The organism is Pseudogemmobacter bohemicus (assembly GCF_003290025.1).
GTDB lineage: Bacteria > Pseudomonadota > Alphaproteobacteria > Rhodobacterales > Rhodobacteraceae > Pseudogemmobacter > Pseudogemmobacter bohemicus.
This window is the reverse complement of record NZ_QNHG01000005.1, coordinates 1-25,464: the sequence shown is the minus strand read 5'-3', so window position 1 is coordinate 25,464 and position 25,464 is coordinate 1. Positions and strand designations below refer to the sequence as shown.

Genomic DNA, 25,464 nt, shown 5'->3' with positions numbered 1-25,464 from the left:
ATTCCAAGGACGCAATACTCGCCGCGGCTCTCGATAGCCCCTCTGCCGCGTGGTTGCTGCCGCTGGCCCTTGCCGGGTCGGTGCTGACCGGGGCTTATATGGGCCGGGCATTGAAGGTGCTGTGGTCCGGCACGCCGGAGAAGCCCCACGATCCAGTGCCGCTTATGGCCGTCGGCATGGGCGTTCTCGTGGCACTCGCCGCCACGCTCGGCCTTGTTTTCAAACCGCTGGAGGCGATGCTGGGCGCGCATCTGGCCGAGCCCGGCTGGATCGTCCCGGCCATGGGGCTGGCGGTGGGTCTGGCCGGGCTGGCGCTTGGCTGGCTGCTGGCCCCCGCCCGCCTTCTGGGTCCGCTGCTTGCACCTGCGCGGGATGGGTTTCCAATTGCAGGGGGTTTGGACGCCCTCGTGGTCCGCCCGGCGCTGGCCCTGGCGCGGCTGTGCGACCGTCTGGATAGCTGGATCATCCGCCGTGTCGTGCTGGGCGGCATCGTCACAGGCGCACAAGCGCTGTCACACCGGATCGAGCGCGCCGAATACTGGCTTCTGGCGCTGGTCAACGCGGTTGGCAGGCTGAACCTGTCTCTCGGACAGATCAGCCTGCGCACCGACCGTGACACCATCGACCGCGCAATCTTTGGCCTTGTCGATCGCACAGTCGCCCTCGGCACCCGCGCCCGCCGCCTGCAAAGCGGCCTTATCCACCGCGAAATGGCGATGACCGTCGCCGGAATCGCCCTTGTCACCGGCGTACTCCTCGCCGCCCCGCTTTTCTTCTGAGGATCGCGCTCATGCCGCTTCTGACCATTGCCACCTTCCTGCCCATCCTTGCCGGTCTCGCGCTTATGGCGCTGCCCGACCGCTCCACGAAAAAGGCACACACGGTGTCCATCGCCGCGACGGGGGCCGTCTTCCTCATCACGCTGGGGATCTGGGCGCGGGGCATCGTGGCCGGAGATTTTGCCCAGGTCGAGGAAATCGCCTGGATCCCGGCCATTGGCGCAGCCTACCGACTGGGCGTGGACGGGTTGAGCCTGCCGCTTGTGCTGCTGACCTCGCTTCTGTTTCTTCTGTCGGCGTTGTATTCGGCGCGGATCGGGGAGCGGGCGGCCTCCTATGTGGTGCTGATGCTGATGCTGGAAACCGCGTCGCTCGGCACCTTCATGGCGCTTGACGGCCTGCTCTTCTATGTCTTCTTCGAGGTCTCACTGGTGGGCATGTATTTCATGATCGCAGGCTGGGGCTATGAAGAGCGGCAACGGGCTGCGCTCATGTTCTTCCTCTATACGCTTGTGGGCTCGTTGCCCCTCCTGCTGGCGATCATCGGGCTTTACCTCGGCTCAGGTACCTTCGACATGCGTGTCTGGGTCGAAGGTACCACACTGGGCGGGCTTCCCGCCATGCTGGCGCTGATTGCAATGCTCGTGACCTTCGCGGTCAAGATCCCGGCCTTCCCGGTCCACACCTGGCTTCCGGCGGCGCATGTGCAGGCGCCCACGGCGGGCAGCGTGATCCTCGCCGGCGTGATGCTGAAATTCGGCACATACGGGCTGGTGCGCTTTGCCTACCAGATGACGCCCGAGGCCTTCGCGCAGGCCGGACAGGTGATCCTCGCCTTCGGGGTGGTCAGCGCGCTTTACGGGGCCTTCGCGGCACTGGCGCAGAGCGACCTAAAGAAGATGATCGCCTACACGTCCGTTAACCACATGGGGTACGTGGTGATGGGCGTCGCCATTGCTGCACTGGCGACAGAGCCGCGCATCCGGACCATAGCTTTGGATGGCGCGACCCTCCAGATGGTCAGCCACGGGCTGGTCACGGGCGCCCTCTTCTTCCTTGTGGGCATGTTGCAGGACCGGGCCCATACCCGCGGAATCGGCGATTTCGGCGGGCTGCTGGGCCGTGTGCCGTGGCTTGGCTGGGCCTGCATCCTGTCGGCTTTCGCCTCTCTCGGATTGCCGGGCCTGGCGCACTTCCCGGCCGAGTTCCAGATTTTCCTTGCCACGCTGAACGGCATGCCCTGGGGGTTGATCGCGATCCTCGCCATCGTTGTCACGGCGGCGCTGTATCTGCGGGCCATCGCGGGCGTGTTTCTGGGCGAGATGAACGACAAATGGGCCGACATGCCCGATCTGGACCGGCGCGAAAAGCTGGTGGTCCTGCCGCTTCTCGTCCTGACCGTTCTGATCGGTGTCGCACCCGGCTGGCTGATTGACATGATCCACACCACCATGACGGGCCTCGGCAACTGATGGAGATGGGCCGCGATCTTGCCCTTCTGGCGCCGGAGCTTACGCTTGCCGCCGCGGCGATGCTGATGATCGTCGCCGAGATGTTCCGCGCGGCGCGGCTGGTGCTGGCCATCGGTCTGGCCGGGCTTGCGGCGGCCACCCTGCTGACACTGCCGATGCTGAGCGTTGACGCCACCGTCTTCGGCGGCACTTACCGGATAGACCTGATTTCGGGCTGGGCCAAGCTGATCCTGCTGCCCGGCACCGCTCTGTCCCTGCTGCTCGTCCGGGCCGAAATCACCGGTCGCCCGCGCGAAGGCAGCGTTCAATCCCTCGTCGTGCTCGTGACCCTTGGCGCGCTGATGCTGTCGGGGGCTGGCGACATGATGGTGGTGGTGATCGGTGTTGTGCTGACCGGACTGGGCTCTTTCGCGCTTGTGGCCTGGCCGCGCGACGATGCGGCCACCGAGGCAGCGATGAAATACCTCGTCTTCGGCGCGGTCACCGGATCGGTGATGATCTACGGGCTGACCTTCTGGTTCGGCGGCACCGGCTCGACCCTGTTCTCGGAGCTGGGCCAGTTGCAGGGCCAGACACTTGTGACCATCGCCGGGTTGATCGCCATCATCGTCGGTCTGGGCTACAAGGGATCGCTGGTGCCGTTTCATTTCTGGGCACCGGACGCTTATCAGGGGGCGCCCGTGTCGATCGCGGCCTACCTGTCCGTCATCACCAAGGCGGCCGCCTTTTTCGCGTTCGCGCAGGTCCTGCGCGACCTGCCCCGTGACGGTGGCTGGCCTCTGGCGCTGGCCGTGATCGCGGCGGCGACAATGACCTATGGCTACCTCGCCGCACTGGTGCAGACCAACCTTGTGCGCCTGATCGCCTATTCCTCGGTGGCACAGTCGGGATATTTCCTGATGGGCGTCGTGGCCCTCGGGGCCAGCGGCTTTGCCGTTCCGGGCATTCTGGTCTTTGCCGCCGCTTACGTGGCGATGAACCTCGGTGCCTTTGCGGTTGTCCTGCTGGCCGGGCGCGATCTGGGCGATCTCGAAGGCTTCGGGCGCACCCGTCCGTGGCTCGGCGCGGCGATGGTGGTGTTCCTGCTGTCACTGACCGGCATCCCGCCGCTCTTCGGCTTCGTGGGCAAATTTTACCTGCTCTCGGCAGCGGTCGAGGCCGGGTATCTGTGGCTTGCGATCATCGGCGTCCTGAACTCGGTGCTGGCACTTGGAGTTTACCTGCGGTTGATGGTGCCGATGTATCGAACTTCTTCGACAGAGCACCCGTCAGAGGTGGGCGCAGTTCTGACCCAAGGAACAGTCGTGGTCACCGTGCTTGCCACGCTGCTCATCGGGCTCGCGGCCGGAATCCTGCCCGGGCCGTAGACCAGACATCGGCATGGATTTGAAGGTGACCGGGCCAGCCCGCCGGTTTGAGACGCGTTCAAGCGAAGAGCATCGGACATTCGCGCGCGCACCTTTTGCGCGCGATGATGTAGATGAGGTGCTGGGTCCCGAGACCGGCAAGCAGGCAAAAAAAATCTACGCATAAAGCACGAACAGGGTATCGACCACTGCCGCAATCGTCAACGCGCATCATCGCATGTGCAAACAGGTTGAAACCGCTGGAGGCGGAATGATCGGGGACAGATAGATCACCTAGATCATCCATCGCGGCATCAGGTAATCTAGGATCATCGTGCCTTCATAGTCGAGGCTTTCCTGATTAACGATAATCTCGACCCAATCCAGATTGTCCGGATGCGGCACGTATGGCGCCAGACGGAACGCCAGACCCGCTAGAGCGCGACAACGCACGATCGCCCCCTGAACACAGATTGCACAGGGGATGCCGCAAGCAACTGTATTCACTTATAAAATGCTACCATCCATCACTGGACGATCTGTCAGCCTGTCGCTTTCCACATCCTAAAGCGCCCCTGCCCGGTCACTTCACGGATCAAACCGCTTGCCTCCATCCACGCCAGATTGCGCTGAACGGCGGCGCGACTGGCTCCAGTCGTCGCCTCAGCCATTGGGGCGGAGACCAAGGGCCACTGAGAGAAAGTTCTTCGCAAGGCAAGCGGCGTGCGGCCAGACAATTGCGCCATGACGTTTTCTGCCCGACCCGTCCACGCTTCAATATCGTCAAGTGTTCGCATCGCCGTCAGAATTGCGCTGTTCATCCCATCCAACCAGCGTGCCAAGCGTTCGGTTGGCAAACCCGAGAAGCGCAGCCCCCTTGCCCCGCCCATAGCCAGCGGTGCGAAGACGGCGCCGCCTTCGTCGCAGGCCGCGATCCTGGACGCGGTGACGGCGGCTTCGATCTGGTCGCCGTGCTGTCCGAGGCCCGCCAGACTCCAGAGATGAAAGCCCATGCAAGCCCTGGTGATTGGGTGGAGCTCGGCTGCGGCTGTCATTACATCCAGCCATCCGCCCGCGCGACCTTCGAAACGCTCAGCGCTGTCTTCAATGCTCTCGGGATCGCGGCGATCCAGGAAGGCGGCCAGGTCGGCCACCGGTCCGGGACCGCCTGTCAGGCGCCGAACAGCCCATCCAACTCTTGCAAGGGCATTAGGGTCATCCTGTGCGCCCGAAAGCCGCATCGATATCCAGAGCGCCAGACGATCAGAACTCACCCGGTCCCCCGCGAACCAGCTGAGGTTCGCTGCCTCTATCAAAGCGAGGCGATGCCGCCAGCCTTCCGGGCCGCGCAGCAGTCGGTCATCCAGAGCACCCAGACGCCCAGCGACCCGTGCCAGTCGAGCAGCTTGAACGCTTTCTGCCTTTGCCCAGTCTTCGATGACAGCAGTGTCGGGCGGTTCTGCCCGTGGCCCGGGAGGCAAATCATTTGGTTCTTCATCGAGTGGTCCCGGCAGAAACCAGAGATCCTCTTCGTGAGCTTCTTCATCCTCCTCGATGGTGATGAGGGGATCATTGAAATCATATGTTAAAGCAGTTGCTTGGGTCTTCATATGTGCAAAATACAATTCTTTTGCATATTACCCAAGTGACTTTGTGGCGGTAGCCGACGTTTTTTATATAGTATGCGCGCGCGACTGCCGGTGAATCCTCTCTGATCGCGCTCAGCGCAAGGAAACCAAGGGCTTGTAGACAAGCACGACGAGAAAGCACCTACTTGCATTCGTTTACAAACGGTCGTTTACTCCTGACATACGCAATTGCAAAAAATGGCCCCCTGCCCCGTGCCACTCATCGGATACGCGCGTATTTCCACTGAAGATCAAACCGCCCTGCCCCAAGTTCAGGAGTTGCGCTCCGCAGGCTGCGTGGAAATTGTCGAAGAGCAAGCTTCGGGCGGCAGTCGCACCCGGCCTGTTCTGGCGCGTGTGCTGGATCAGCTGCGCGTTGGCGATACACTCGTCGTGGTTCGCATCGACCGCCTTGCCCGCTCACTTTGGCACCTCTTGGAAATCATTGAAAGGCTTGAGGCCAAAGGGGCGCATTTCCGGTCGCTGCAAGATCCAATCGACACTGCGTCGCCTCAGGGCAAGTTTACCCTGCAGGTCCTGGGCGCAGCCGCCGAGTTTGAACGGGCACTGATACGCGAGCGCACCAAGGCCGGGCTGCGATCTGCGAAGGCGGCAGGGCGGGTTGGTGGCAACCCAGGCCTAAAGGCGGGCGACCCCGTGGCAATCCGCAAGGCAAGGGCCGCGCGAGTGGAAAGCCATTTCCATAAACTGAACGCCAATGCCGACCAATGGGTGCCGGAGGTGCGCCGTCTGAGGCCGGGCCTGCCGTGGGAAGACGTGCTGCGCATCGTCAATTCAGGTCTGCCGAGCGAGGCGGAGCCTTGGTCCCTGCCCCGCCTGATCCGTGCAGCCAAAACCTTCGTCCGCGAAGGCCTGCTGCCAGACACTATCCTTTCCCGTACAACCGCATCCGACAAGGATGACCGCCTGCCCGCCATCGTCGCGGGCATCAAAGGCGCAGATCCCAAGATGACTCTTCAAGCTATCGGCGACCGGCTGGAGACCATGCGCGAACGGACGCCTAGGGGCCGCAGCAAGTGGGAGCCGTCATCGGTCAAGATGATCTTGGAGCGGGCGAAGAAGTTGGGACTGTTGTAGTAGGTAACGCTTTTCAGTGCCCATGAGGCCAAAAGGCATTCTACCGACGGGCTCAGACGAAGAATCGCTTGCGATGCTCACGCGAACACGATTGCCGTGGTCAGGTCTGCTACAGCGTTACTGAGCCTGGTCAGAGATTTTCCAAGCATCACGCGTGGGTTCAAGGGCGTCGGGTCCTGTGGATAAGTCTCGCGACATTTTGTGTAATCTTTACAATATCCTACACCCAACCTTTAACAGGTCACTTTAGCCTTTTCGCATCATATGGTGCCATGGTCGGCAGAAAGTACAAGATAGCTGCACAAGATTTGCCTTGAGTTTCTTCCCAACGGGCGTCATATCTGTAACGCGAAAACTAAGAAAACGACGTCCACTGCGTTCCTGCTGGCACCGATCGACTGCAGATCACGGGTAACGCTTAAGAGATGTCTCGAGACAGGCGAATGATGATGCACCAAGTGTTGCATGACAAGCTCAAGGCAGACGCAGAGCGGCTTTCTGAAGCCCTTGAACATATGTCGAAACTTTTTCTGGCACCGAAGGAAGAGAAGACACTCCGCGCCTTCACAAGCGCAGAGGTCGGAGAGTTGTTGCGGGTGAGCGACGGCTATCTGCGCAAGGCGCATTTCGACGGCAGAATTCCAGAAGTCGAACAGGGACCGGGTAACAAGCGCCTTTATTCCGCCGAGAACATCCTCCAGATCCGCAACATTCTGGCTCAGAATGCAAAGGATCCGTTTCAGTTCCTTCCCGGTCGGCGACAAGGTGATAAGCTTCAGATCTGGTCAACGGTCAACTTCAAGGGCGGATCCAGCAAAACTACGACCACCGTGACTCTCGGGATGCGGCTCGCCCTGCGTGGTTACCGTGTGTGTTTGGTCGATGCAGACCCTCAGGCCTCACTGACGACCTTCTTTGGATACCAGCCAGAGATCGACTTCCGCCACGGCGGCACGCTGTATGATGCAATTCGCTACAACGATGGCGAAACGTCCCGGGTGCCTATCGTGGACGTTTTGCGCAAGACCTACTTCCCGAACCTGGATCTAGTGCCCGGCGGGATCATGCTCTCGGAATTCGAAACCGAAACTCCAACCGCGCTGAGCCGTGGCGAACAACCCGTCTTCTTCAATCGGATCCGCGACTCGCTACGACAGGTTGAAGACGATTATGACATCGTTTTAATCGACTGCCCGCCTCAGCTTGGCTATCTGACGATGGCAGCGGTCTGTGCATCGACGTCGCTTCTCATGACCATCATCCCTGAGCGTGTCGACCTGGCCTCGGCCAGCCAGTTCCTGACGATGGCGTCGGGCGTGTTGGAAGTCCTGTACTCGAACGGTGGCATCGGCGCGTATGACAATTTTGCCTACCTCCTGACGCGCTTCGACACCGCTATCAGCACGCAGCAGGACTTGTCTGAATGGCTCAGGCAATTGCTAGGCGACAGTGTGATCAAGACGCCCTTCGTGAAGTCTTCGGCGGTTAGCGAGGCCGGCCTTTCGCAGAAGACAATCTTCGAAGTGGACCTCGCTACGACCAAGAACCGAAAGACTTATGAGCGAGCCCTAGAGTCGGTGATGAGCTTTTCAAATGACATTGAAAAGATGATCCAGTCAGCATGGGGTCGAGGGGGCACAAATGAAGCGTGATCTTCTTGCCAAGAGCCTAGCACAAATGGGCTCAAAGCCTTTGATTGCTGCCGACGCCGGGCCGAAGGTGGACGAAAGTTCGCCTCGTTCCCTGAAGAGCATGTCAGACGTCCTTTCTCAGGTCTCGGCACAGGCGGCTCAGGACGTGGATGTCAATGAGATCGGCGATTCTGAAATCGCGGATCGTTTTGACGTATCAGAAGGGCTCGATGATCTGATCGAGTCCATCAGGACATCAGGACAACAGCTCCCTGCCCTGCTCCGCTATCGCCGCGGCCCTGGCCCTCGCTATGAGGTGGTTTACGGACGCCGCAGAATTGCCGCGTGCCGAGTGCTTGGGATCAAGGTCAAGGCTTATGTCAAGGAAATGGACCACCGCGAGGCGCTTGTCTCGCAGGCCCTGGAAAACTCTGCGCGCCTAGAGCGCAGCTTCATCGAACAAGCCATTTTCGCCACCAAGCTGGAGGACCAGGGCTTCACCCGGGCCGAGATCGGCGATGTGCTAGCTGTCGACAAGGGAACGCTAAGCAAGCTGATAGGCGTTGCCCGAGACGTGCCCGACGCAGTGATCTACAAAATTGGCGCCGCGCATGAAGCAGGCCGTCGCCCATGGTTGGAACTGCGTCGTCTGGTCAAAACGGAAAACGCCCCTTCAGACAGTTCTGTCCTCCTGCTTGTTCCTGAAGAAGGCACTGCGGCCGAGAAGCTCAGCGCTGTCATCGATGCGCTGCAGAAGGTTGCGGATGCACAGCAGAACGCATCGGATACTGCCGCCAAGGGCCCCTCCCCTGCCCCGCTCAACAATATGCCCGCAACTTCGGTGGCGTTCAGGTCCAAAGGCCAGCGTCTTTTGATCGAGGTTTCCGACAAAAAGGAGCGCGGGTTCATCAACTTCGTGGAGACGCAGCTTGAGCGCCTCTACAAGGAGTGGAAAGAAAAATCATGACGCCGAAACGGTTAGGTGATTGATCTTTATAGGGTTGGCCATGGTCAACCCTGATCAAACAGGCAAGAAACAATCAAAAAGGAGGCAGACGTAGCGCAAAAAGAAACCCCCCGAAGGCGGTGAAGCACTCCAGAGGGTCCCGATTTACTCGCAATCTATTGGTACCCAAAAAATCGAATCACTGCAACACCGATTTCGGTGACCGGTATCCTTTTGCTGTCTGAAAACAGATGGAACAAGAAGCAGTCACGACCATCGAGGTCGAGGCACAGTTGAGTTGTGCGCCTTCAATCTTCGATTCTTTCGCCGGTATTGGCACGATCGAACAGCAGCCAAACTTCGCACCTGTAACGCGGCGCGCACTCATGGCGGCCGTCAACACCACAAGTCGCGCACTCGGCCTGCGACCGTCTTCAGTCGTTGTGCTTGACGCACTCTTGAGCTGCCTTCCCTGCAACGATCCGAAAACCGGGAATGACAGCCCAATCACGCCACTCACCCTGCTGACCGTGTTCGCTTGCAACGACACTTTATGTTTTCGTGCGAAAGGCATAACGGACAGGCAACTTCGGCGGCACCTTGAGAAACTTGAAGCTGCGAATCTGATCCAACGGCGTGACAGCTCCAACGGCAAACGATTCCCAATTATGCGCAACGGTAAAGTCATCGGCGCGTTTGGCATCGACCTGTCGCCCCTGCTCGTACGGTCTGGCGAAATCCTTGCACTGTCTCAGCAACATCGTCAGGAAGCCGACGAACTTCGAGGTATGAAAGCCTACATCCAAAAACTGCGCGGTGAATGCCTCTCCCTCTGCCTGCAAGGCGAGGCCCTTGAGTTCGTCGAAGCCGCCCGCAACTTTATGCGTCGAACCGGAGTAACTGTACTTCAGGCAAGCAGCGTCATCAGCAGACTTAAATGCATCCTGCAAAGTAAGGACGTCACTCCAAGCGTACCGCATCTCGAAGAGTTGGCCGCAGCCAACAATCCAGAACACAAACAACGCCAAGAACAAGCACCGGCTTCTAACTCGAACAAACCGACCGCCTCAGACGGACAAAATGTCCGGCACAAAGAGACTCAAAAATCATATACAAAAAAAACCTTCCCACGCACGATGACAGAGCTGTGGGCTTGCTTGACCGAAATTCCCGCCTTTTATCCAGACTACCCCACCACAGAACACGGGCTCCTACAGCTGCTCTTTGAGTTTGGTAAGATGCTGAGAATAGACAGCGCTCTGTTGGGTAGGGCGGTGTCTGTGCTTGGCCTAGCAGAAGCGATTCAGGTGGCAGATCAAATGGCCTGCAGGATCGACCAGGTCAAAAGCCCTGACAACTACCTATCGAGGATCATAGCCGGTTGCGCCATGACAAGAGTTGGCCATGGCCAACTTTGCGTTGGTACGTAGATTATCCAACTGAAACGCGCCGGACTGGCAGGCTGTCGTTGGCACCTATGTCCAGTACGAAAGTGAGAGAATGGTTGGTTTGAGGGTGGCGGGAAGTGAGATCGGGAGAGTGGCTCCCGGCGCCCGTCGTGGAGAAGACCTGATGGCCCAAGCTGCCCAGAAGATCACCCTGTCGTCCTCACGGGACATCCCCTTTGACAAGCTGGTGCTGAGCCAGTCCAACGTCCGGCGCATCAAGGCTGGCGTGTCGGTTGAAGAGTTGGCCGAGGACATCGCTCGCCGTGGGTTGTTGCAAGGCCTGAGCGTACGGCCAGTGCTGGATGCCGATGGCGTCGAGACCGGCAAGTTCGAGATCCCGGCTGGCGGTCGACGCTTTCAGGCGCTGTCGCTGCTGGTGAAGCAGAAGCGGCTCGCAAAGACCGCGCCTGTGCCTTGTGTGTTGCGTGATGTGACATCAGATATTCTGGCCGAGGACGACTCCCTGGCTGAGAACATGCAGCGCGTTGCCTTGCACCCCCTCGATCAGTTCCGCGCCTTTGTTGCTTTGCGCGACAAGGGTCAGGGCGAGGAGGCGATCGCGGCGGCCTTCTTTGTCACCCCGCAGATCGTGAAGCAGCGGTTGAAGCTTGCCTCCGTGGCCCCTGCCCTACTGGACGTCTATGCCGAGGATGGCATGACGCTGGAACAGCTGATGGCCTTCACCGTGAACCCCGATCACGTGCGTCAGGTGCAGGTCTGGGACGCTGTGAAGACCTCTTGGAACAAAGAGCCTTACTCAATCCGGCGCATGTTGACCGAGACGTCTGTGCGGGCCTCAGATCGGCGCGCGGTGTTTGTCGGTGTTGATGCCTATGAGGCAGCGGGTGGGATTGTTCTGCGCGATCTCTTCCAAGGCGATGATGGTGGCTGGTTGGAGGACCCTGCCCTGCTCGACCGTTTGGTCGCGGACAAGCTGCAAGTCGAGGCGCAGGCAATTGCTGCTGAGGGTTGGAAATGGATCGAGGTGTCAACCGACCTGCCCTACGGCTACAGCCACGGTCTACGGCGTCTTGTTGGCGATCCCTCACCGCTCAGCGTGGATGAAGCTGCAGAGCAGGCCAAGCTGCTCGCGGAGTATCGCGCACTTGAAGAGGAATACTCTGGCCAAGACGAATAGCCCGAGGAGATCGACACCCGGCTTGGCGAGTTGGAAGCTGCCATGGAAGCCTTTGAGCAGCGTCCGCTGATCTTTGATGCGGCCGAGGTTGGTCGCGCTGGCGTCTTCGTGACGCTGGATCGGGATGGTGGCCTGGCTGTCTATCGCGGCTACGTCCGGCCGGAGGATGAGCCTCGCGAAGAGACCGTGGCAAACTTCGGCGATGATCTGGGCACGGAAGGGCAGGGAGCTAATGGCAGTGTTTCCGCCTATCAGCTTGCCGCTAGCACGTCTGCGGCCACTATCATCACTTCCGGGGGCCAGCCGGTCAGTTCGGGCCTCGTGGACGATGAGGATGATGGTGTGCTGAAGCCGTTGCCTGAGCGCCTGGTCATGGAGCTCACCGCGCATCGCACCCTCGCGTTGCGGGAGGCGATTGGGCGTTCGCCCGACGTTGCCCTGACGCTGCTGCTGATGAAGCTGGTCAATGATGCCTTCCGCAGCTCGGGCGAGTCGGGCGGTTGCTTGGAAGCTTCCGTGCGCCCCGTCTACATGTCGGCTCAGGCGCCTGATCTGAAGGACAGTCCGGTGGCCAAGGCCGTGGACGATAGCCATTCTGCCTGGGAGGCCGATCTGCCGCTTGGCGACGATGCTGTGCTCTGGGATTATCTTTCGGCCCTCGATCAGGCCAGCCGTCTGGCTCTGCTGGCGCATTGCCTGAGCTTCGGGATCAACGCGCTGCATGAGAAGGTGAACCCTTACGGCGCGGGCATCTCGGCCAGCGGGTTGACCCGCCGCATGGCGCAGTCGGAGATCGCGGCCCAAGCCGTCGATCTCGACATGGTCGCGGCTGGCTGGGAGCCGACGGCGGACACCTACCTGAACCGGGTTCCCAAGGCGCGTATCCTTGAAGCCGTGCGTGAGGCGAAGGGGGAGGGCACTGCGCAGCTGCTCGACCATCTGAAGAAGGGCGAGATGGCGACGGAAGCCGAGCGCTTGCTCAAGGGCAGCGGTTGGTTGCCCGAGGTTCTGCGGCGCAGTGATCTTGTCGCTCTGGACGGTGAGGGGCTCGCAGAAGGGCAGGGGGCTTTGAGCGAAGAAGTCTTGAGCGATCAGAACAACGTCGAGGAAATCGACTTGCCCGCCTTCCTGATGGCCGATTTGCCCGTGGAAAGCACCGCGATGATGGCTGCGGAATGATTTGAGCCCCCGAGGGCGGGGAAACCCGCCCTTATTCACTACAAAACGCAACAATATCAACATGATGAGTGCGAATCCTCGCATTCAGGATGAGGAATCATGTCTGCAAACACAATAATCGACACAGCGCCCTTGGGCGCGCTCATTCGTTATACCGACGGCAGTCCAAAGCCGCCTGCACGCTTCACCAAAAAGTTGGCAGCCTGGGAAAGGTCCAACGGTGTTGGCCGTCTGGTGAAGAAAGAGCCGCCGCGACCCTTTCCGACATGGACGGCTCCAGCGTCCTTTACGCTGCATGAGGGGAACTTCTCCTCAGAGGGACTGATCCTCGTCACCATCATGCGCAGCCATTCGGCGGATAGCCAGCTTGTCTTCGAAGTCATTGAAGAGCCAAAGGTGGGGCAGGTCCGCGTGCTCTTGGATTTCGGGGGCAGCACCGAGTTGTTGCATCTGGCGACGTCCGTCACGGCGGCGGAGCTTTGGATTGCCAAGGAGGGTTATCGCAACGCGAGGCTCGAGATCGTCGGCAATGAGCTCGATAGGGCAGGGGAGGCGGATATTGCCGCCTGAGCCTTCTCATAGACCAAGGGGGCCCGCCGCACGCGGGCCTCTCATCCAGCACCAACTTGTCCCGCGCATCTGCGCGGGGCACCAAAGGCTCCATCCCCAGTAATGCCTCGGCCAACCAAAAGCATGTCTGCAAGGCTGGCGGGGTGAGCATCAGCGGGACAATTCGGCTCCTTGTGTCAAACTACCATCCCCCGCTTGCCAGTCCCTTCCTTGGCCCAAATCCAGTCTTCGAGATCAAGCCACAAGGGCTCGGACTACGGGGCGAGCCCGTGCCGCCGGCCGGATTCGGGGCAAGCCCGAACGCACCCGGTGATGTCAGCCCGTCTTTGGTCCTGCGGGTTCCTGTCAGCGCGGGGGATGGTCCCTCGCCTCCCAGCAGGAGCCAAAACAGATGTCCCGCAAAGATGCTCAACAATGCTCACGCCTTCGCCGCCTCTCTCGCCGCCACGCTCATGGTTTCGATCGTCGTCTTTCAGGCTGGGGATGGAACCTATGGTGCCGTCCCCGCCGATGAAATCGACGGTGACGAGGTTCAGGTGCTTGTTGAGATCGACCCGTGGGCGTAATGCCCACGGTCGTTAAGAAGGCCCGGGCACGGCGCGAACGCGCCTCCGGGCCTTTCGCCTGTCTGCCATTCCGGCCGCACGGCAAAACGCGCGGACGATGGTCAGCACCCCTGCATAAAAACAAAAAGGAGTTTAGGCATGTCCATGACCTGTTTCCCCTACGGCTTCCCCACGGGCTATGCCCCCTCACCGAGGGGCAGCTCGCGGATATGGCCGCGTTGCACCAATGCTGAGCCCGGCAGCTACGGCCATGAATGTGGTGAACAGGCGGGCTTTATCGGTTCAAGGGCGGATGGGGGCCAGTCTTGTTTCTGTTCCGCCTGCAAGGCGCAAGGGTCTGAGGCGCGGCGGTATTCCGATTGGCAGGCATTGCCGACGATGGCTCAGGAGGATTGCGCCGCCGAGGCAACTGCTGTGCGCGCCTTCGTAGTGACTCTTCCTGGCGATGCTGGTTCAGATTGGACAGTCCGCACCTGGGCAAGCACAGCAGAACAGGCCGCCCGGCAGATTTGCGATTGGCAGGGTATTCCGACGCATTTTGTACGTGCTGTCCGGCCAGACGCATGATCCGGACGTCTGCCCCTGAAACCCAGGTCAGGTTTAGCCGATTGCCAAATCCTCAGGCGTTTTGCCTGCATCCAGGGCTGCCACAAACCAAAGCGGTTTACGCCCACGACCAGACCAGGTGAGGCTCGGGTTTTCTGGATGGCGGTATTTCGCGATGACGGGCGCACGGGTGGGTTTCACCTCGGTGCCGATCAGGTCGGCCAGGGAATAGCCCATCTCTTTGGCGATCGCGTCCAGCTTTGCGCGGGCTTCGGCTTTGTGGCGGTCCTCATAAGTGGAAATCGCCTTGGCGAGGTCCTTGTGCAATTGACGCAGTTCTTTCAGCGACAGTGCCTCGAGATTAAAATCAGCGATGCTTGCGTCGTATCCGGAATGATCCATCCCGGATAGCCGCCAAGTCATCGCATCGCAACTGCCTTCGGGCAAAGGCTGCGTGGAAGGGCAGGGGGGTTGGGTGATCTACCGCAGGGCTGCAGTGCGGTTCGAAGGCTTCAGTCCTGTTGCAATGGCAAGGAAGGTCTTCGTTCTGCAAGGGGCCCAGGTCGCTCCCATCCCCGGCGCCATCCCTTCGACTGACAATCCCCTAAGCCTGTTCGGCCTCTTGCGCGCAACCCCGCGTCAGTCCGGGCCGTGTTGGCTAGCGTTTCTCTGGAAACGCTGCACCTGCCCGCTCCACCCCGGACCTCTGGGGGTTTCCGTCTGGTCTGATGGCCCAGCCGTGCACGCCTCACCCGACAGGCTTCTTTCGGGTCTTGTCGAAGGGACGGTCCCAGGGACAGGAAACACAGGAGCTCAACATGCAGAACATCGTCATCCTCGCCGGCAACATCGGTCAGAAGCCCGAAGTGCGCGCCACTCAGAGCGGCACCAAGATTACCAACTTCACCCTGGCCACCTCGCGCCCCCGCTTGTCCGAAGGCCGAGTGCTGCGTGACGAGAACGGCTACCGGGTCGTGGACACCGAATGGCACCGCATCACCTGCTTCAATGGTCTCGGCAAGACGGTCGCCGAGCACTGCGAAAAAGGCATGAAGGTCCTCGTCCACGGTCGCATCCACTACACGAAGTGGACCGACGCAACCGGCACCGATCGCTACGGCTGCGAGATCATCGCCGAGAAGGTCGACTTCCTGAGCCGCCCGAAGTCGGCCGAGAACGAAAACCCCGAATTGGTCGACCGCGACGATGAGATCCCGTTCTGAAAAGAACGGGGTCTCCCCCTCGGGCCCGGCGGGGAAACCCGCTGGGTCTGTTAAACTTCGGCCTTACGTCTTCATCGCCGCCAGCTTCTTGTCGATCCTACCGATGTGGTGGTCCCAGTCATCTGCCCAGCCCTCGGCTTTCGCTTGCTTGCAGAGCGCCCTCGCCAAGGTCCAGTTGCCGCGCTTCTCTTCGATGATGCGAAGCTGCCGGTAGCCCGCGTGGGCAGGGATGAAGCCCCAGTTCTTGTCCTCGCGGAAGAACCGGGCGACATTAGCCCCGAGGCCGATCTGGCGCTGGAAACTCGTCACTGCCTCGTCCAAGCCGAATGGATCGTGATCCCGCCACCGGTAATAGAACCCACCCCTGACCGCAAAGTAGAAGTGCAGGTCAAGAACCGGGACGTTCTCGTTCACCAGCGTGTCCGCCCGATCTAGCAGCTTGTACCCCAGATGGCGCAGGTGCTCCTTCTTCAGGTATTCCGCCAGCGTGCCGAGGCTGTTGGGGTTGGTCGACCGCGCAAGGCTTTCCGCCGTGCCTCCGCCGAATGGCGCGAAGACCCCTTCGATGGTCGCGCGTTCCTCCTGCGTGAAAGCGTCAGTCCACCAGTCACCGCCCGGGTTCGGTTCGGCTTTTCGACGGAAAGATGGCAGCATCCTGTTTCCCTTTCCCACCACCGTGGGTAGCATCGCATCATGCAAATACCTGACGACATCACACCCATCCTGCGCGAGATCGACCAGTCGCTCAAGGAGAAGGCAATACCGCCACACTCGCGCCCCATCATGGCGGTGATCGAGTTCGGAAATAGGTTCCGCATCAGTCTTCCGATTGCGAAGCTCCCTCCCGGTGCACCTGAAGAACTGGTCGCCACCAGCGTATACACCGACCGCATCCACCGCTGGTACGAAGAGGTCTACGGCGACCTGATCAAGACCGATTTCTCTGAGAAGGCCAAGGTCGCGGTCCTCGCGGATGGGGACATCTGGGAGATGAGAATTCCGTTGATCTACGGGATGGCGGTTATTGGGGTGAAGCGCGAGTTGCCGAAGGAGACTGGCAACAGGATCGGGACGAAGGTTCTGGACATCAACGCTTGCGCCTCCCTTACCGGCATCACGGAGGCCCGCCTTCAGCATTTCTCGGATGATGACCTGAACGAGGTCTATGGGCTTTTCGTGGTGGGCCTCGACGTTCGCAAGGCATTCGACCGTTTCCGCAAGGCTGACCCTATGTTCGCTGCCGCCGAGGATGACTGGGCTGCCGCCGTTGCGAACATGACCAGTCAGTCACCGAACTGGGGACACGCGAGATGGGCATCTCTTCAGATGACCGAGAAGTTCATGAAGGGCCTGATCACGCTGGTCGGGGACGTCCCGGTCAAACGGGTTCACGACCTGATGGAGTTGCACGACGCACTTGCCTTCTCTGCCCCCGGCATGAACCTCAAGCACCTCCTTGCGGACATTCAATGCGGCGCTGGTGTCCGCTATAACGACCCGAAGACGCCATCCACGCGCCAGCAGGCCTACGCCGCGCACAAGGCCAGCGTGCTCGTCGTACGTGTCTTGGGCGACGTCCAGTACAGCCAAAACCGATGACCCCCCGCAGGCCTCGGACACTGCCGTTTTGCTCTAATTCGCCATTGTGAACCCAAGAGTTAGAGGAGTGCCGGTTTTCCGGTGACGGGTTGAGGGCTGGGAGAGTGGCTCCCGGCGACTGTCACGGGAGATAGCCGATGGGTGTTGTGGAAGTTCTGGATTCGGTCGCACCGACGCGGACTGGTGGCTGGAAAGTGGATGTGAGCCGGGGTGAGCGGAATGGGCGGGTGTCGTCCGAATGGTTCAACCGGCCCGATGACGAGCGGTATCTGTCGCTCGATGATCTCTGGGCCAATGTGAAGGGTCGGTCGGAACGCAGCCGCAACCGTGTGGTGCAGACGGCGGATATCAGGGTCGAAGCCGCGCGTGACAACCCCGAGCGGTTGCACCTGGTCCTGCCGAAAGCGCAGGATCCGGTTGCGCCCACGCATTGGGCGTTCGGGCAGCTTGCCAGCATCGTCGGCGCCCCGGCCTCCTACCTGCGGCAACTGCCCGCGCCGTTGGCGGGGATCAACCTGCAATACGGTCTGACCAACCACCGGGCCGAGCAGGTGAAGACCTTCGAGACCGAGAGTGGCCGCACCGAACTGCGCGCGGTGACTGGCCCGGACTATGGCCGCATCCATGACCATGAGCTGGTCGAGGCGGTGCAACGGATTGCGGGCAATGGCACGGGCGACACGCGCTGGAAGGTGCCGGGCGTGCTCGACTGGTCGACCGGGGTCTACAACCCGGATGTCGAGATCAGCCGCGACACGACCACGCTCTATGCCTCGGACCGCGACGTCTTTCTGTTCCTGGTTGACGATCACAACCCGATCGAGGCGGGCCGGCTGCCCGACGGCTCCCCCGATCTCTATTTCCGGGGCTTCTACTCCTGGAACTCCGAGGTGGGGGCCAAGACCCTCGGCATGGCAAGCTTCTACCTGCGGGCGGTGTGCCAGAACCGCAACCTCTGGGGCGTCGAGGATTTCCAGGAGATCACCATCCGCCACTCGAAATATGCAGCCTCGCGCTTCGCACATGAGGCCGCCCCGGCGCTGACACGGTTTGCCAATTCCTCGCCGCAGGGGTTTGTGAATGGCATCAAGGCGGCGCGGCAGCAGATCGTCGCGCGCACAGATGAGGATCGGGATGACTTTCTGCGGAAGCGCGGCTTCTCCAAGGCTGAATCCGGCAAGATCATTGAAAAGGTGCTGATGGAGGAGGGCCGGCCGCCTGAGAGCATCTTTGACTTCGTGCAGGGGATCACGCGCTTGGCGCGGGACAAAACCCAGCAGGATGCCCGCCTCGACATGGAAGGGCGGGCCAAGAAGCTTCTCGATCGGGTCGGCTGACGGGGACCCCAACCTAGCGACCACCCGCACGCGTGGCGGGCGGTCTTCCTTCCCTTCTATTCGCTCGCCCCTGGCCTTGCCCCTGAAGGGGCAGGTGCTTTCAGCGTGCGCAATTCAGCGAGACCCCCATGACCCCCCAGGAAGAAACCGTCATTCTCGAAGCCCGGGACATCCTCGGCCGCTACCTGAGTCAAAACCCAGTCATCGGCAGTTGGCAGGCGCTGATGGACTATTGCGCCCTGACCGTCCGCGGTCCGATAGAGCGCTTCCACGTCCTCTATCTCGATCGCAAAAACCGCATCATCGCCGATGAGCTTCTCTCGACCGGCACGGTTGACCATGTCCCGGTCTATCCGCGCGAGGTGATCAAGCGGGCGCTGATGCTGAACGCCAGCGCCCTGATCCTGATCCACAACCACCCATCAGGTGATCCGGCGCCCTCGGAGGCCGATCTCGGCATGACCAAGGAGATCCAGAAGGGGTGCAAGTATCTCGGGCTGACGCTGCACGACCACATCATCGTGGGGGCAGGGTCCGAGGTGAGCCTGCGGGCCTTGGGCAAGATCTGACGCTTGCTATGACCAAATCCTGCCGCCCCTTCGAGGAAGAGGGCGGCGGTTTGGGCTTTGACGGTTTGAGGTGGGGAGAATGGCTTCCCGCGCCGTCGGAGATCCCGACATGTTTGACCATTCGTTTCCGGCACCGACGGCAGCACTCCCGAACCAGCTGCCGCCAATGTTTGTCAACGCCGCCGCAGATACCAGCTTGGCCTTTGCCCTGACCACGCCCGACCACAGCCTGGTGGCTGCGATGTCTGGCACCGCGCGACCTCTGGTGCTCGACCGCTTCGCGTCACTCGCCGAGGCCATGCGAGGTGCTATCGTCTTTGCCGATCAGTTTGCCTTCGATGCGCGGCCGCCAATGCTGGCCATCCTTGATCGTGATGACCGTCTGGTTTTGGCCGGCGCCGCAACCGACGGCGCTGTGGCGTGGTGCCATCCGGTGATCAGCGCCGCGGAGGCCCGGGCTGTGGTGACTGAAGCCAGCCAGTTGCGGGCGCAGGCAAGCCGCGCCGCCGACTGGAATGAGCATGGTCTTTCGCAAAGGCTGCGGCAGCGTGCCGACCTTCTAGAGGCGCGGCTGGTTGATCCGCTTTGGCGCGCCTTTGCCGCCCGCGCGCTGCAGGTCGCCGCATGACGCCGCAGAGCGAGAGGAGGGAAGGGGGGTCTTACGAGCTGTGCGGGGCGAGAGAAATCGCGCCCGCTGGCTTTGCCCCTTTCCCCCATTTCCGGAGATATCCATGACGCACGTTGAACCCACCCTTGCGGCCCCGATGCCGCCGTCAAGCATCGACTTCGCGCAGGTCTTTGCCGAACAGGCCGAACGCAGTGCACGCATCGATGAGCTGCGCCCCGCCAACCGGGACCGATTGTTCGACGGCTTGAGCGCCGCCGGGATCACCCATGTCACCGTGACCTTCGACGGCGAAGGGGACAGCGGCCAGATTGAAAGCATTGGCGCATGGGCGGGCGACAAGGCTGTTGACTTTCCCGCTGTGGAAATCCCCTACGCCGCGCTGACCTGGGACAATCCTGAGGTCGAGATGCGCCAGCTGTCGCTCGAGGATGTTGTCGAGCAGCTGGCCTATGACTTTCTCGCCGATGCCCACGGCGGTTGGGAAAACAACGACGGCGCCTATGGCGAATTCTGCTTCGACGCTTCCGCGCGCAGCATCCACCTCGAGTTCAACGAACGGTTCACGTCGTCTGAACTCTTCACCCATGAATTTTGAGGGGGCAGCAATGGCACATCCATATCACCACGCCCTGTCTTCGGTGAAGAAATGGGGCGGTACCGTTGATGATTACCAGGCCATCCACGCTTGGTTTGATAGCTCAAAAGCCCACTGTGCAGACTTTCGTCACCGCGCGATGTTTCATCATTCGGCTGGGATCTGGCTCTCGGAGGCAATCTTTGGCCCGACGATCACGCTCTCCACCGGCCGGATCATTCCGACCCGTTGGGTCGGAGAGCAGCATGTGCGGGAGGACCTCGGGTTCATCCCTAGTTTCACGGACTGGTTGAAACCTATTCGGCCTGAACCGTGGATGGGCCGCGCCGAGAGGATCGAAACCCTCGTCGATCCGCATCTGGCTCCGCCTGTCGTGGAGGTCCGCTGAAATGTGCCGGGCCTATCAAGACCTGTGCGTGCCGCCGGAGGCGACGAACCTGATGGTTCTGCGCGTGGCGATCCGGCGCCTGCACCCCGACACGCTCGCCGTCCGCAGCTGGCGCGCGGCGCGCAAGCGATATTACCGCGATCTCCTCACCGCCCATCAGGCGGCTCAGGACCAGCCGAGCGTGCAGCCGGACTGACGCCCGCTTCAACTACCAATTCGAAATTTCCATCTCGCTCGGCCACGGAGGCCGGGCGTCCTCGCATCTGGAGGGCCCAATGGCCGATTATTTTACCCACTTCTCCTGTCTGCTCGACGTCGGCACGCCCGAAAGGGCCGCGCGCGCGATCGACTTTTTCGCCGCCCTTCGCGACGACGATGATAAGTCGGAGGAACCGCAGTTCCACGGCTTTGACTTGTCGCTTCAGGCCGGCCCGAAGAGCGGCGTTTTATGGATCCACGACGACGAAAGCGGCGACGTCGAGGCCGTGACCGCGTTCATCCTGCGCTTGGCGGAAGAGCTCGATCTGTCTGGCCTCTGGGGCTTCGAGCATTCCAACACATGTTCTCGTCCGCGCCTGGACGCCTTTGGCGGTGACGCACATCTGATCGACCTCGGAGCGCGAAAGGTCATCGGCTGGGTGAATACCCAGACATGGCTGGCCGAAGTGTTGAACGGGGAGGAACTCGATGCCTGACATCATCTGCACCACCGTCTACCAGTTCCCGGAACTGTCCGATGCGGCCAAGGAGAAAGCCCGCAGATGGTATCGCGAGGCTGCGTTCCACGACGATTGGTGGGATGTGGTCTATGATGACTTCGAGCGCATCTGCGACATCCTCGGGGTCAGCCTGAAGCGCCGTTCTGTTCGGCTGATGGGGGGCGGCACCCGGCAGAAGCCCTGCATCTGGTTTTCGGGGTTTTCGTCACAAGGGGACGGTGCTTCCTTCGAGGCGACGGTTGGACACGCCAAGGGCTCCGCGCGCGAAATCCGCGCCTACGCCCCGCAAGATCAGATCCTGCACGGCATTGCCGACCGCCTGCAGGCCGCTCAGCGGCAGAACTTCTATCAGCTCAGTGCCGATGTGACCCACCGCGGGCGGTACTACCACGAGTATTGCATGAGCATCGACGTCTCGCGCGACAGCCCGACGGGTCAGCCACCTACCGCGGGCAGTGAAGAGACCGTTGTGGAGGCGCTGCGCGATCTCGCCCGTTGGCTCTATCGGCAGCTTGATGCCGAATATGACCATCTGACCTCGGACGAGGCCGTCGAGGAGGGGATTGTTATCAATGAATACACCTTCACCGAGGGAGGGCGGCGCTTCGGGTGATCGCGGTGGCCAAGATTTCTTTCGCCATCATCTGAGCGCGGCCTTGAAGGCCAAGAAATCCCTCAGACACCAGCAATTTCTCGGTTACCGCGTCAACAAGCTTCGGGCTCATGCTTTCGGTGACCCGAAGCGCCTCCAGACAGGCATCCGGAAACCTCGAGCATGCCTCAACGACATAGTTGGTACCCATAGCCTGGGCTACTGCTGCAATGTCGAACATATCCCGCGGCTGCAGGTGCGATCCGCGGAACACCACTTTCTTCGCGAGGATTTCAGCGGGCGTCTCGAGTCTGACGTTTCGTCCGCGAATTTCGGAAACAACAAACGGGCCCTCGGTGACCGGGTCGCAGCAGATGAAATCGATCTCACCGATACCGTCGAACACGATCTTCAAAGCGCGGGTACCATCGGTTTCGTAATCGCTCGGCGCAAGCGCCAGATCGTAGTCTTGCGTCTCAGGGTTCAGGTAGGGGAGATACTGGGCATCGTCGATGAAGAGATCGATGTCGTGGCTTTCGCGATGTTTGATTTGAAGCATAAGAGCAGTGCCGCCGCCAAAGCTCCAGCCGTTCATCCCGATGCCCTTGGCGTTAGCCTGATCAATGATTGCCATTGCCATGTCGAATAGCTCAGGCCAGCGGCTCGGCAGAGGCGTATTCATTCAGACCGCGAGCGGCAGCTGAAAACCGGCGAGGACAGAGAATTTCTTGGCAACTTGGGTGACCGCGTCCTTGCTCACACCCATCTCGTCGATGAACGATTGCTGCAGTTTGGGCGACACTTCGGACAGGAAAGCGAAGACGCTGCAATCGTAGGAATCGGCACTCTTGATATCGGCGATCTTTTCAGCAAGCTGCGCAGCCGTCACCAGCACGCCGTAAGGCGCGCTGACTGTCGACATCACCTTTGCGGCAACCGAGGCCATGGCATCAACTCTGTGCAGATTTCTATTCCATCAATGTAGTCGATGTCCCTCAACAAAGCAATAAAGCCCCACCTGCGCTGGTTTTCACCTGTTCCCGTCGATCCACTTCGACATCAGGCCCTTGTCGCGGAAGCATTCATCCGGGACAGCGCGGCGCTTGATGCGAGCGAGACGCTCAGCAAAGGCGACCTGCTTGGATGACGGCAGCTGGTCGAGCGCGGAGACCGGTTTCAGCCCGGCCTGCGCATCGATCCAGGAACTCAAAGCTCGCCGATCCTGCTGCACCTCCCAAGGTAGCAACGTCTGGTTGCGCAGCGCCAGTGACCGCGCATAGGCGATCTGCTTGGGCGTCACAGGCAGGGCAAAGGTCGTGGCTTGCATGGGATATCTCCCTTGTGGCGTTGAGTTTGCATATAGAACATTACAGGAACAAAATCAAGCCGCGCATCCGTAGTTCCGGGGTTTGAAAGGCAGAGGGGAGCGGGAAAAGGCTAAGCCGAAGGGGGACAGAGAGAGTGCCCCGCCGGTTTGTCCTTGTCCCAATCCGGAGAACCCCGATGATGTTTCAGACTTCTGTTGCAACCGCGCTGCCGCTGGTTGCCCCGCTGCAATGCCCCGACACCGCCGACGCTATTGTGATCGTGGCGCAATCCCTGCAGCCGGATCTGGCGCAGGGTTTTCAGATTGACGCCTTGCGCCTGCGCGTTGAGATGGAGCGCGCCTTTGGCGGCTCCGATTCCGACGGTGCCTGGGATTGGAAGCTCGCATATGAGGCTGGCGAGGTGGCGCTGGTCCTGTTCCTGCGGAAGTTTGGCCGCGCGCTGCTGGCCCGTTCCGGCTCGCCTGCAGCACTGTTGCCCACCCTCGCCAAGGTGGCAGGCCTCTTGCCCACGCACACCCGTCGCTCGGAAGAAATGGAGCGCTTCCAGCAATTCAGCACACCCCTGCCCATGGGGCTGGCGGCCTTGGCTGCGGCACAGATCACGCCCCGCGATCTGGTCCTTGAGCCTTCGGCCGGGACCGGGCTTCTGGCGATCCTCGCCGAGATCGCGGGTGGCAGCCTCACGCTGAACGAGTTGGCTGACACGCGTGCCGATCTTCTGCGCCGCCTGTTCCCGGGCCGTCCGGTCACCACCTTCGACGCCGCCCAGATCGACGATCATCTCGAGGCAGGACTGCGCCCGAGCGTCATCCTGATGAACCCGCCATTTTCGGCGGTGGCCCTTGTCGATACCCGCACCACCGAGGCGACGGCCCGACATTTGCGCTCGGCCCTCGCGCGTCTGGCCCCCGGCGGACGGCTCGTCGCCATCACAGGGGCTGGTTTCGCGCCCGATGCGCCCACCTGGGTGGAAACCTTTGCCCGCCTAACCGAGTCCGCGCATCTGGTTTTCACCGGCGCTGTGTCGGGGGCGGCTTTCGCCAAGCATGGCACCACTTTCGAGACCCGGATCTCGGTCTTTGACAAATGCCGTGGTGGCGAGATGGGTGGCGTCACCGCTGACCTGCGCCAGCCAACGTCTCCGGATGTAGCGCATCTCCTCTCCCGGATCACCGCCGAAGTTCCGCCGCGCTTTGAGTCGGATCAGGCCGCAACGGCAAGTCAGAGCCGTTCTTCCCTCTTCGCGGGAAACTCTGCCCCATCTACGCGCAAGGCCATCGGCATATCTCGCGCGACTCCTGTCGTCCAACCCGCGCAAGCCATCGCGCTGATCGAGGCTGAAGATCTTACCTACGCCCTGCGCGAGGGGCGCGACAACGATGATACCGCGCGCCTCTCGGATGCGATCTACGAGACCTTCCGCCTGCAGGCGATCGATATCCCCGGCGCGGTCCCACACCCGACCAAGCTCGTGCAATCGGCAGCCATGGCCTCGGTCGCGCCCCCGAAACCATCCTACCGCCCCAAACTGCCGGCCGCCGTCTTGTGCTGTGGCCTGCTCTCCGACGCGCAGCTCGAGACCGTGATCTACGCGGGCGAGGCCCACGGCGCGTATCTCGCGGGATCCTGGACCGTCGATGAAACCGGCGACACGGTCTCGGCCGCGCCGGAAAATGCCGCTGACGCTGTCCGCTTCCGTCGAGGATTTTTCCTTGGCGATGGCACGGGCGCAGGCAAGGGCCGCCAATCGGCCGGGATCCTGCTCGACAACTGGGCGCAAGGACGGCGCAAGGCACTCTGGATCTCGAAGAGTGACAAGCTGCTGGAAGACGCGCAGCGCGACTGGTCGGCGCTCGGTCAGGAGCGTCTTCTGGTGACGCCGCTGTCGCGCTTTGCGCAAGGCCGCGACATCCCGCTGACCGAGGGCATCCTATTCACCACCTATGCCACGCTGCGTTCCGAGGAACGGGGCGCCAAGAAATCCCGCGTCGAACAGATCGCGGACTGGCTAGGTCATGTTGACAAAAGGGATTCACACCGAGCCTGGAGCGTGATTCAAGCTGGTATCTGCGATGGAGACCAGCTTGGCACGAGACCTGATGTCGGACGAGGAGTGGGCGTTCTTTGAACGGTTTATCC

The 25,464-nt window shown here is 61.1% G+C and carries 25 protein-coding genes and 3 pseudogenes; 22 read left to right on the top strand and 6 right to left on the bottom strand.

What is annotated here, in order from left to right:
- From DRF71_RS28210 to DRF71_RS27700, 4 genes and pseudogenes are all read left to right on the top strand, one after another.
- Positions 1-779, top strand: a pseudogene (locus DRF71_RS28210) (NADH-quinone oxidoreductase subunit L); the annotation flags it as partial.
- An 11-nt stretch (positions 780-790) separates the two neighbouring features.
- The gene (locus DRF71_RS22380) at positions 791-2,251 is read left to right on the top strand and encodes a complex I subunit 4 family protein (RefSeq protein WP_112312789.1); all 1,461 of its coding nucleotides are present in this window, start codon (positions 791-793) and stop codon (positions 2,249-2,251) included.
- Between the two features lie 5 nt (positions 2,252-2,256).
- Positions 2,257-3,618 (top strand): NADH-quinone oxidoreductase subunit N, encoded by a 1,362-nt coding sequence (locus tag DRF71_RS22375; protein ID WP_078523489.1) that lies wholly within the window; start codon positions 2,257-2,259, stop codon positions 3,616-3,618.
- A 13-nt stretch (positions 3,619-3,631) separates the two neighbouring features.
- Positions 3,632-3,784, top strand: a complete 153-nt coding sequence (locus tag DRF71_RS27700; protein ID WP_157835931.1) for a hypothetical protein — start codon at positions 3,632-3,634, stop codon at positions 3,782-3,784.
- 355 nt (positions 3,785-4,139) lie between these two features.
- Here the strand turns inward: DRF71_RS27700 and DRF71_RS22370 are convergent, their stop codons facing one another.
- Complete coding sequence (locus tag DRF71_RS22370) at positions 4,140-5,207, bottom strand: hypothetical protein (protein WP_112312787.1); 1,068 nt, start codon at positions 5,205-5,207, stop codon at positions 4,140-4,142.
- 231 nt (positions 5,208-5,438) lie between these two features.
- Here DRF71_RS22370 and DRF71_RS22365 point away from each other — a divergent pair, with 231 nt between their 5' ends.
- The 7 genes and pseudogenes from DRF71_RS22365 (at position 5,439) to DRF71_RS28205 (ending at position 13,801) form a co-directional block, all read left to right on the top strand.
- Positions 5,439-6,323 carry a recombinase family protein gene (locus DRF71_RS22365; RefSeq protein WP_112312975.1) on the top strand — a complete coding sequence of 295 codons (885 nt, stop codon included), beginning with the start codon at positions 5,439-5,441 and terminating at the stop codon, positions 6,321-6,323.
- A gap of 443 nt (positions 6,324-6,766) precedes the next feature.
- Complete coding sequence (gene repA, locus DRF71_RS22360; protein ID WP_008030564.1) at positions 6,767-7,975, top strand: plasmid partitioning protein RepA; 1,209 nt, start codon at positions 6,767-6,769, stop codon at positions 7,973-7,975.
- The gene (gene repB, locus DRF71_RS22355) at positions 7,965-8,921 is read left to right on the top strand and encodes a plasmid partitioning protein RepB (protein WP_112312785.1); all 957 of its coding nucleotides are present in this window, start codon (positions 7,965-7,967) and stop codon (positions 8,919-8,921) included. Before repA ends, repB begins: the two co-directional genes overlap by 11 nt.
- A 230-nt stretch (positions 8,922-9,151) precedes the next feature.
- Positions 9,152-10,330: a helix-turn-helix domain-containing protein gene (locus DRF71_RS22350; protein ID WP_232831645.1), complete on the top strand. Its 1,179-nt coding sequence runs from the start codon at positions 9,152-9,154 to the stop codon at positions 10,328-10,330.
- A 142-nt stretch (positions 10,331-10,472) separates the two neighbouring features.
- Positions 10,473-12,665: pseudogene (locus DRF71_RS22345) on the top strand (ParB/RepB/Spo0J family partition protein).
- A gap of 99 nt (positions 12,666-12,764) precedes the next feature.
- Entirely contained in the window at positions 12,765-13,235 is a 471-nt protein-coding gene (locus DRF71_RS22340) for a hypothetical protein (RefSeq protein WP_112312784.1), read from the top strand.
- Between the two features lie 404 nt (positions 13,236-13,639).
- Complete coding sequence (locus DRF71_RS28205) at positions 13,640-13,801, top strand: hypothetical protein (RefSeq protein ID WP_198672322.1); 162 nt, start codon at positions 13,640-13,642, stop codon at positions 13,799-13,801.
- 600 nt (positions 13,802-14,401) lie between these two features.
- On the opposite strand, the gene DRF71_RS22330 is transcribed toward DRF71_RS28205, so the two are convergent.
- Positions 14,402-14,722: an H-NS histone family protein gene (locus DRF71_RS22330; RefSeq protein WP_112312973.1), complete on the bottom strand. Its 321-nt coding sequence runs from the start codon at positions 14,720-14,722 to the stop codon at positions 14,402-14,404.
- A 443-nt stretch (positions 14,723-15,165) separates the two neighbouring features.
- Here DRF71_RS22330 and DRF71_RS22325 point away from each other — a divergent pair, with 443 nt between their 5' ends.
- Positions 15,166-15,570, top strand: a complete 405-nt coding sequence (locus tag DRF71_RS22325; RefSeq protein WP_112312972.1) for a single-stranded DNA-binding protein — start codon at positions 15,166-15,168, stop codon at positions 15,568-15,570.
- Between the two features lie 63 nt (positions 15,571-15,633).
- Here the strand turns inward: DRF71_RS22325 and DRF71_RS22320 are convergent, their stop codons facing one another.
- Positions 15,634-16,224: a hypothetical protein gene (locus DRF71_RS22320; RefSeq protein WP_112312971.1), complete on the bottom strand. Its 591-nt coding sequence runs from the start codon at positions 16,222-16,224 to the stop codon at positions 15,634-15,636.
- A gap of 39 nt (positions 16,225-16,263) precedes the next feature.
- On the opposite strand from DRF71_RS22320, the gene DRF71_RS22315 reads away from it, so the two are divergent.
- From DRF71_RS22315 to DRF71_RS22275, 9 genes are all read left to right on the top strand, one after another.
- Positions 16,264-17,169 (top strand): hypothetical protein, encoded by a 906-nt coding sequence (locus tag DRF71_RS22315; protein WP_112312781.1) that lies wholly within the window; start codon positions 16,264-16,266, stop codon positions 17,167-17,169.
- A 137-nt stretch (positions 17,170-17,306) separates the two neighbouring features.
- Positions 17,307-18,506 carry a DUF932 domain-containing protein gene (locus DRF71_RS22310; protein WP_112312779.1) on the top strand — a complete coding sequence of 400 codons (1,200 nt, stop codon included), beginning with the start codon at positions 17,307-17,309 and terminating at the stop codon, positions 18,504-18,506.
- Positions 18,507-18,634: 128 nt separating this feature from the next.
- Entirely contained in the window at positions 18,635-19,075 is a 441-nt protein-coding gene (locus DRF71_RS22305) for a JAB domain-containing protein (RefSeq protein WP_112312777.1), read from the top strand.
- A gap of 109 nt (positions 19,076-19,184) precedes the next feature.
- Positions 19,185-19,703: a DNA repair protein RadC gene (locus DRF71_RS22300; protein ID WP_112312970.1), complete on the top strand. Its 519-nt coding sequence runs from the start codon at positions 19,185-19,187 to the stop codon at positions 19,701-19,703.
- A 103-nt stretch (positions 19,704-19,806) separates the two neighbouring features.
- Positions 19,807-20,298 (top strand): DUF6878 family protein, encoded by a 492-nt coding sequence (locus DRF71_RS22295; protein WP_112312776.1) that lies wholly within the window; start codon positions 19,807-19,809, stop codon positions 20,296-20,298.
- Positions 20,299-20,308: 10 nt separating this feature from the next.
- Complete coding sequence (locus DRF71_RS22290) at positions 20,309-20,686, top strand: DUF6915 family protein (protein WP_010398685.1); 378 nt, start codon at positions 20,309-20,311, stop codon at positions 20,684-20,686.
- Between the two features lies 1 nt (position 20,687).
- Positions 20,688-20,882 carry a hypothetical protein gene (locus DRF71_RS22285; protein WP_112312774.1) on the top strand — a complete coding sequence of 65 codons (195 nt, stop codon included), beginning with the start codon at positions 20,688-20,690 and terminating at the stop codon, positions 20,880-20,882.
- Between the two features lie 79 nt (positions 20,883-20,961).
- Positions 20,962-21,381 (top strand): hypothetical protein, encoded by a 420-nt coding sequence (locus tag DRF71_RS22280; protein ID WP_112312772.1) that lies wholly within the window; start codon positions 20,962-20,964, stop codon positions 21,379-21,381.
- Complete coding sequence (locus DRF71_RS22275) at positions 21,374-22,018, top strand: hypothetical protein (RefSeq protein ID WP_112312771.1); 645 nt, start codon at positions 21,374-21,376, stop codon at positions 22,016-22,018. The genes DRF71_RS22280 and DRF71_RS22275 overlap by 8 nt, the downstream gene beginning before the upstream one ends.
- Here DRF71_RS22275 and DRF71_RS22270 read toward each other — a convergent pair.
- From DRF71_RS22270 to DRF71_RS22260, 3 genes are all read right to left on the bottom strand, one after another.
- The gene (locus tag DRF71_RS22270) at positions 21,990-22,637 is read right to left on the bottom strand and encodes a nucleotidyl transferase AbiEii/AbiGii toxin family protein (RefSeq protein WP_112312969.1); all 648 of its coding nucleotides are present in this window, start codon (positions 22,635-22,637) and stop codon (positions 21,990-21,992) included. The genes DRF71_RS22275 and DRF71_RS22270 overlap by 29 nt on opposite strands.
- Positions 22,638-22,679: 42 nt before the next feature.
- Positions 22,680-22,943: a hypothetical protein gene (locus tag DRF71_RS22265; RefSeq protein ID WP_112312770.1), complete on the bottom strand. Its 264-nt coding sequence runs from the start codon at positions 22,941-22,943 to the stop codon at positions 22,680-22,682.
- Between the two features lie 84 nt (positions 22,944-23,027).
- Positions 23,028-23,324: a hypothetical protein gene (locus tag DRF71_RS22260; RefSeq protein WP_112312768.1), complete on the bottom strand. Its 297-nt coding sequence runs from the start codon at positions 23,322-23,324 to the stop codon at positions 23,028-23,030.
- A 176-nt stretch (positions 23,325-23,500) separates the two neighbouring features.
- Between DRF71_RS22260 and DRF71_RS22255 the strand changes: the two are divergent.
- Positions 23,501-25,339: pseudogene (locus DRF71_RS22255) on the top strand (strawberry notch-like NTP hydrolase domain-containing protein); the annotation flags it as partial.
- Positions 25,340-25,464 lie beyond the last annotated feature (125 nt).